General features: G+C 41.8%; 6 protein-coding genes and 7 tRNA genes. 10 read left to right on the top strand and 3 right to left on the bottom strand.

Annotated features, from left to right (window positions below; all coding sequences use genetic code 11):
• Positions 1–162 precede the first annotated feature (162 nt).
• Together I6F48_RS20940 and gloB are read right to left on the bottom strand one after the other, a co-directional pair.
• Positions 163–1743 carry a LysM peptidoglycan-binding domain-containing protein gene (locus I6F48_RS20940; RefSeq protein ID WP_007586008.1) on the bottom strand — a complete coding sequence of 527 codons (1581 nt, stop codon included), beginning with the start codon at positions 1741–1743 and terminating at the stop codon, positions 163–165.
• A gap of 155 nt (positions 1744–1898) precedes the next feature.
• Positions 1899–2672 carry a hydroxyacylglutathione hydrolase gene (gene gloB, locus I6F48_RS20935; protein ID WP_197120230.1) on the bottom strand — a complete coding sequence of 258 codons (774 nt, stop codon included), beginning with the start codon at positions 2670–2672 and terminating at the stop codon, positions 1899–1901.
• Between the two features lie 53 nt (positions 2673–2725).
• Here gloB and I6F48_RS20930 point away from each other — a divergent pair, with 53 nt between their 5' ends.
• Positions 2726–3499, top strand: coding sequence for a class I SAM-dependent methyltransferase (locus tag I6F48_RS20930; RefSeq protein ID WP_165740363.1), 774 nt, complete (start codon positions 2726–2728; stop codon positions 3497–3499).
• Here I6F48_RS20930 and rnhA read toward each other — a convergent pair.
• Positions 3496–3960: a ribonuclease HI gene (gene rnhA, locus I6F48_RS20925; RefSeq protein WP_007378210.1), complete on the bottom strand. Its 465-nt coding sequence runs from the start codon at positions 3958–3960 to the stop codon at positions 3496–3498. The genes I6F48_RS20930 and rnhA overlap by 4 nt on opposite strands.
• A 68-nt stretch (positions 3961–4028) precedes the next feature.
• Between rnhA and dnaQ the strand changes: the two genes are divergently transcribed.
• The 9 genes from dnaQ (at position 4029) to I6F48_RS20880 (ending at position 6970) form a co-directional block, all read left to right on the top strand.
• Entirely contained in the window at positions 4029–4742 is a 714-nt protein-coding gene (gene dnaQ, locus I6F48_RS20920; RefSeq protein WP_007586004.1) for a DNA polymerase III subunit epsilon, read from the top strand.
• 9 nt (positions 4743–4751) lie between these two features.
• Positions 4752–6122: a TIGR03503 family protein gene (locus I6F48_RS20915; protein WP_024608203.1), complete on the top strand. Its 1371-nt coding sequence runs from the start codon at positions 4752–4754 to the stop codon at positions 6120–6122.
• A 97-nt stretch (positions 6123–6219) separates the two neighbouring features.
• Positions 6220–6296, top strand: a tRNA-Asp gene (locus tag I6F48_RS20910).
• A 27-nt stretch (positions 6297–6323) separates the two neighbouring features.
• Positions 6324–6400, top strand: a tRNA-Asp gene (locus tag I6F48_RS20905).
• Between the two features lie 41 nt (positions 6401–6441).
• Positions 6442–6518 (top strand) — tRNA-Asp (locus I6F48_RS20900).
• A 31-nt stretch (positions 6519–6549) separates the two neighbouring features.
• A tRNA-Asp gene (locus I6F48_RS20895) sits at positions 6550–6626 on the top strand.
• A 38-nt stretch (positions 6627–6664) separates the two neighbouring features.
• A tRNA-Asp gene (locus I6F48_RS20890) sits at positions 6665–6741 on the top strand.
• A 38-nt stretch (positions 6742–6779) separates the two neighbouring features.
• A tRNA-Asp gene (locus I6F48_RS20885) sits at positions 6780–6856 on the top strand.
• A gap of 37 nt (positions 6857–6893) precedes the next feature.
• A tRNA-Asp gene (locus I6F48_RS20880) sits at positions 6894–6970 on the top strand.

Below are 6970 nucleotides of genomic sequence, written 5' to 3'. Positions count from 1 at the left end.
AGTGTTGCTTGCAGTGCTTGTTCTATATTCACAAAAAAATCCGTAGTTAGTTTCCTAACTACGGATTTTGCATGATCGTTTGGATCGGTCAACCTGTCATTTTCTTAACTGATCGGCATTAAGCGCATGCGCTCCTTTTTGCTTTTAATATAGTTTTATAAATTAACTACTTCTGACATCTACTTTAAGTTTTAGCTTTTGGCCAGGTTGTAAGTATTTTTGACCGGCTAAATTATTCCACTTAATAATTTCGTTAACGCTTAGATTAAACTTAGACGCAATACGTGCAAGTGAGTCACCACGGCGTACTTTGTATGTAATAGTACGGTTGGTGCTTGCCGTTGCTTGTGGTTTATTAGCTGACTTATACACAGTTAGTTTTTGATTTAGGCGCAATACAGAGTTTTTCTTTAGTTTATTCCATTTAGCCAACTCATCCATAGTGACGTCATATTCGCGGCTAATATCCCATAACGTGTCGCCACTTTTAACTGTGTGCGAAAGCTTTGTGCGAGTTGCTTTATTAGCAGCTAAACGCATCTGCTTTGGTAAATGCTCGCTATTTATAGCGCCATCAGTAAGCGGGACTAATAACTCTTGGCCTACTTTAATCGTATTTGATTTGAGTTTATTAAGCGATCGGATTGCACTTGAGCTTGTTGTAAACTTTTTGGCAATTACCGATAAGCTGTCGCCTCGAGCCACAATATAACGCTGCCAGCGTAATCTGTTTTTAACATCAGTGTTTGCTAGTTTTTGGCTAAATTCCTCTGCTTTATCAACAGGCAATAATAAAGAATGAGGGCCATTAGGATCAGTTGCCCAGCGGTTAAAACCAGGGTTTAATCTGTATAGCTCAGTAAGCGTCATATCAGCCATATCAGCAGCAAGCGCTAAATCTATTTGAGATCCAACATCAACCACTTCAACCACTTGTGCATTAATTACTGGTTGCCATGTAACGTTAAAATCATCTGAGCGTTTTAATAAATCGGCAAGTGCTAATAACTTTGGTACGTAGGCTGTTGTTTCGCTAGGTAAATCAAGAGACCAAAAATCGGTAGGTAAATGCTTTTTACGATTCTTTTTAATAGCGCGCATCAAGCGCCCTTCACCCGAGTTGTAAGCAGCAATCGCATTTAGCCAATCGCCTTCAAGTGTTTTATGTAAATACGATAAGTAGTCAAGTGCTGCGCGAGTCGACTGCACTATGTCGCGACGACCGTCGTACCACCAGTTTTGTTTTAAATCGAATCGCTCACCGGTTGCAGGCATAAACTGCCAAATGCCCGATGCGCTGCGATTAGAATAACCAAACGGGTCAAATGCACTTTCTACAATAGGCAGTAGTGCAATTTCGATTGGCATTTCGCGCTTTTCTACTTCTTCAACTATAAAGTGTAAGTAAGGTTCTGCACGTTTAGAAATACGATCTAAATAGGCTTGGTGGCGAGCGTAATAATTACGTTCAGTAACAACAGGGCGGTTTTGCGGTATTTCGATAGAAAGTTGGTAGCGAATTCGCTCCCATACATCATCAAACACGGGAGCTTCTTGCTCATCAGGGTCAACTTGCTGATATTGTGCGTTTACCATCAATGCATTGTTAATGTCGTTAGGACTTGCGCCTTCGAGTTGTTGGTTTGCTTGCGTGGCGACTTGAGAGTCTGAGTCTAGAGTTGTCACAGTTTGACAACCACTTAGCGCTAACGCCAAGGCTACTAATAGGGGAGATTTATTCATAAATACCAATACATCGGGTAAAAAACTCGGCGAATACTACCTGTTATGAGTTAACATTGCCACTTAATGACTTTTTAAAACGCAGAAATAGAATCATCACTATATCTTAAGTTAATGATTCTAATAAAATAAATATTAAAGTATTAGTTTGTGCATTAAAAATTGTCTTTGAACTGTCTCAGACTAGCAAAGTTTCCCCAAGGTTCATTGTTTTTTGTAACCGAGATGAATTTTTCTGGCACTAACTCTGTAATGGTTGGCAAATCGCTACGCATAAATGGATTTATTTTTAGCTCCTGTCCAATAGAAGTGGGTAGGGAAATTTGGTTATTACTGCGTAATTCATCTACTTTTTTACTGTACGCAAGGAGTTCTGGGTTACGTGGTTCAACCGCTTTGGCAAAGGCAAGATTAGCTTGCGTGTATTCGTGCGTGCAATACACACTGCAGCTTGCAGGCAGCTCTCTTAGTTTATTAAACGATTCCCACATTTGCTTTGGCGTGCCTTCAAATAAGCGCCCACATCCACCGCTAAACAATGTATCGCCTGTAAAAGCAAGTTCATCATTTGTATAGCAAATATGATCAAGCGTGTGCCCAGGAGTTGCCAAAATATTAAAGTTAATATTAAGGACACTGATGCTTTGACCATCAGTGAGTGCGTGAGTGATGCCTTTAAATGGACTATTTGCGGGGCCATAAACCGATATATCTGGATAGGCGTCAACTAATGCAGCTACGCCATCAGTGTGGTCGTAGTGATGATGCGTAATTAAAATACCACCAAGCGTTAGTTTGTGCTCAGCTAGATACGCTAATACGCTCTGTACTTGGCCTGGATCGACTACCCATGCTTGGTTACTATTATCGGTAGTTAAACACCAAATGTAATTATCAGAAAAGGCTTTAATTGCTTTGACTTGCACCATGGTAAATTGCTCTATAAAGTGACACTTACCGCATAGTATAACGAGCTCAAAAAATGAAACCAGCCCTTAGTTTTCAAGAAGGACCCAAACCACTGTCGTGGCAACAGTTTCCTCATGGGGATTATTTGCGCAAAGATATTGAACGCAAAATGGAGCAATGGCTGCCGCGTATGTTTGGCTATCATATGCTTAAATTGGGTAATTTAAGTGGTGAATTAAACACAAGTATAAGTACGATTAAACATCAAGTGTGTGTTGCAGAGCCTGGGCCTTATACAGGCGTAGTGGCTGACATAGACGAATTGCCATTTTACGAACACAGTATTGATGCCTGCATACTAAGTCACTGCTTAGAGTATCATTCAGACCCACATCACATTTTACGAGAAGCACATCGCACACTTATTCCGGGCGGCTATATAGTAATTACGGGATTTAATCCGTTTAGTTTGTGCGGACTTGCACAAATGCTGCCTTTTAGTGGTCAGAAATTACCATGGACGGGGCGCTTTTTTACCCCTGCGAGGGTTAAAGATTGGCTAAACTTACTTGGTTTTGAAATTGTAAGTGACGAACGTTTTATTTATTCATCACTGGCAAGAGGTAATAGGCTATCAAGGTTTGAGTTTTGGCGGACTTTTGCAAAACAGTATTTAAAACCGATGGGCAGTGTTTATATGCTGGTGGCACGAAAAAGAGTTGCGCCACTTACGCCAATAAAACCTAAGTGGCATGCAAGGCCGCAGTTTGCACCAGTAAAAGGGGCAGGGCTTAGACAAACGTCAAAGCAGCATTACAAAACGTGCGACCAAGAAAATAATCGTTAAGGCTGATAGCCTACATCTTCTAGTAAATCTTTACTGCCAGCGGCATCGCGTGCTAAATCGTCAACTATTTCGTTGTACTTATGGCCGCTATGCCCTTTAACCCATTTCCAGGTTACATTGTGCTCGCTACAGGCTTTATCTAGGCGTTTCCATAAATCGACGTTTTTAACCGGCTTTTTAGCTGATGTTAACCAGCCACGTTTTTTCCAGTTAGTGATCCACGATTCAATACCTTGCTTAACATATTGGCTATCGGTTGTTAGATTTACTTCGCATTCTCGTGTGAGTGATTCTAGGGCTACAATAGCCGCGAGCATTTCCATTCGGTTATTCGTTGTGAGTTTATAACCTTGGCTCATTTCTTTTTCGTGGCCGTTATAAATCATAAAAATACCATAACCGCCGGGGCCTGGATTACCTAAACATGAGCCATCGGTGTAAATCTCTACGGTTTTTTGCACTGTTTTACCTTGATCTTATGTACAATAAAGTGATTATAGAAAGATACCAGAATCAGGCTAAATTCGATATGGCACGTAGACAAATAGTTTTAGATACAGAAACCACCGGCATCGACCCTAAACAAGGGCACCGTATTATAGAAATTGGGTGTGTGGAGTTAGTAAATCGCCGTTTAACAGGCAATAATTTTCACGTTTATATAAACCCACAACGCCCAAGCGAAGAAGAAGCAATCGACGTTCACGGTATCACTAACGAATTTTTACGTGATAAACCGTTGTTTCATCAAATTGCCCAAGAGTTTTTCGACTATATTGAAGGGGCAGAGTTAGTTATTCATAACGCCCCGTTCGATGTTGGTCATATGGATAACGAATTTGCGCTGCTTAATCAGGGCTACCCTAAAACAGATACTTTTTGTCAAGTTCTCGACACGCTTAAAATGGCGCGTGACTTGCATCCAGGTCAAAAGAACAACCTTGATGCATTATGTCGTCGTTACGATGTAGATAACGGTAAACGAACGCTTCACGGCGCGCTACTGGATTCTGAGATTTTAGCCGATGTGTACCTTGCCATGACGGGTGGTCAAACAAAGCTAAATTTGAATCAAAATAAAGATGACGGCAGCGAGCAACAGAAGGGCGGTATAAAGCGTTTAAATAGTGATAGAGCCCCATTAGTTGTATTACGAGCAAGCGACGCTGAGCAAAGCGCACACGAAGCACGATTAGATCTTGTAAACAAAGAAGGCGGCCAGTGCATATGGCGCGCTGAATAAGGCGATTTAATGAAAACGATGTATTTTGTAACAGCGTTATGTGCCGCTAGTTTATTTACTGGCAATGCATATGGCGTAAAACAAGTAGAAGTGCTCAAGCGCGATGGGCATCAAAATGAGATCCCTTTACTTGATAATCGTTTTCGCATAGATAGCAAAATAGATGAAATAACACTGCTTTTTTTTAGAAAATCAGGTGCACCTGCTGTTATTTTAGTGAGGCCCGATGGCAGTAAGTACTTTGCTACTGACTCAGTTAAAAACCCTAACTTAGATTGGTTTGACGAACTCAGCTACGATTTAGTAACCATAAAAAAACCTATGGCAGGTCCTTGGCAAGTAATAGGCAGTATTTTACCCGACAGCAGAATAGTTGTATTAGGCGAGATATCTCTTGAAGCAGAGCCTCTTCCTTCAATGTTGTTTAGGGGGGAGACAATAAAAATTACCGGAAAAATACTAAATGACGGTGAGCCAATTAACACAAACCTATTTAGAGATGTTGTTAGCCTTAATGTTGACTTTGTAAGTACCAACAATGAAAACTTTGCTAACTTTGGCGCAGGCATTCAAGAAGTAGCTGAATTTAAAGACGATGGACGTGGATTTGATGAACGCCCTAAAGATGGTGTATTTACCGGCGAGTTTACTTTAGATTTCCCTGCGGGTGAATGGACACCAGAGCTTTACGTTGCGACACCTTTGCTGCAGCGTCGCATTGTGCAAAATACAATAGAAGTGCACGAACCGCCTTTTGTAACCGAAGTCGCGTTAGCAGAGCAAGACACAGACGAGCATCTACTAACTATAAATATAGACCCAAGTATTGTTAAGCCAGAAACAGTCATCATCCAGGGAAAAATCTACTATCCCAATAACGAAGAGCAAATGTTTACCATAGATGCTGCTGCTAAAGACTCACGACAACTTAGTGTTAAAAATTATGATTGGGGTAGATATAGTGTTGAACTGTCTGTTTTTGGTACTAATATTAATGGTCGTGAATTTATGGCAACGCTACCAACGTATAAATTTGAGATAGAACGACCCATAGAAGCGGTGCCCGAAATTGATCCGGCAACGATTATTACGCCAGATAAAATGATTGAGAGTGAGCCTGTTGAAGAAAAAATGGCCACATCTACAATTATTAGTTTAATTGTAGGCTGCAATACGCTCATTTTATTACTCGGTTGGTTGTTAATTCGTATATTTGTTCAGAAAAAACCGATTAAATTTAAAGTGAAGCTGCCTTTTTTAAAGAAAAAGAAAACAAGTGAAGGTGATGTTGCCGACACAGAAAAAAATCAAGTCGGTAAAAATGGCTCAAAAAATGACAGATCAGGTGAAATTTTAAACCTTTCGATGACAGATGACTAAAAAACCTATAAAAAAACAAAAAAGCCCTTGACGAAATAGGGGTTGGTTCGTATTATTCACGCCGCTGTCAGGGAGACCTAAACAGCAACGGAAATATGGAGTGGTAGTTCAGTTGGTTAGAATACCGGCCTGTCACGCCGGGGGTCGCGGGTTCGAGTCCCGTCCACTCCGCCATTTTCGTAAAACTTGTAAGTAAAAGCTGGAGTGGTAGTTCAGTTGGTTAGAATACCGGCCTGTCACGCCGGGGGTCGCGGGTTCGAGTCCCGTCCACTCCGCCAACACTTACACAACGTATGGTTGTAAAACATATTCTTATTATGGAGTGGTAGTTCAGTTGGTTAGAATACCGGCCTGTCACGCCGGGGGTCGCGGGTTCGAGTCCCGTCCACTCCGCCAATAAGAAAAAATAACAGTTTAAATATGCGCTGGAGTGGTAGTTCAGTTGGTTAGAATACCGGCCTGTCACGCCGGGGGTCGCGGGTTCGAGTCCCGTCCACTCCGCCAACTATTTAAACAATGTTATATTACAAAATTTGTATGCTGGAGTGGTAGTTCAGTTGGTTAGAATACCGGCCTGTCACGCCGGGGGTCGCGGGTTCGAGTCCCGTCCACTCCGCCAACTATTTAAACAATGTTATATTACAAAATTTGTATGCTGGAGTGGTAGTTCAGTTGGTTAGAATACCGGCCTGTCACGCCGGGGGTCGCGGGTTCGAGTCCCGTCCACTCCGCCAACAAATTAAGTAATAACAAGTATAATGATATCTCTGCGGAGTGGTAGTTCAGTTGGTTAGAATACCGGCCTGTCACGCCGGGGGTCGCGGGTTCGAGTCCCGTCCACTCCGCCA

The sequence above is a fragment of the Pseudoalteromonas sp. SWYJ118 genome, from assembly GCF_015864505.1.
GTDB classification, from domain to species: Bacteria; Pseudomonadota; Gammaproteobacteria; order Enterobacterales; family Alteromonadaceae; genus Pseudoalteromonas; species Pseudoalteromonas arctica.
This window is presented reverse-complemented; position numbering and strand designations above follow the sequence as displayed.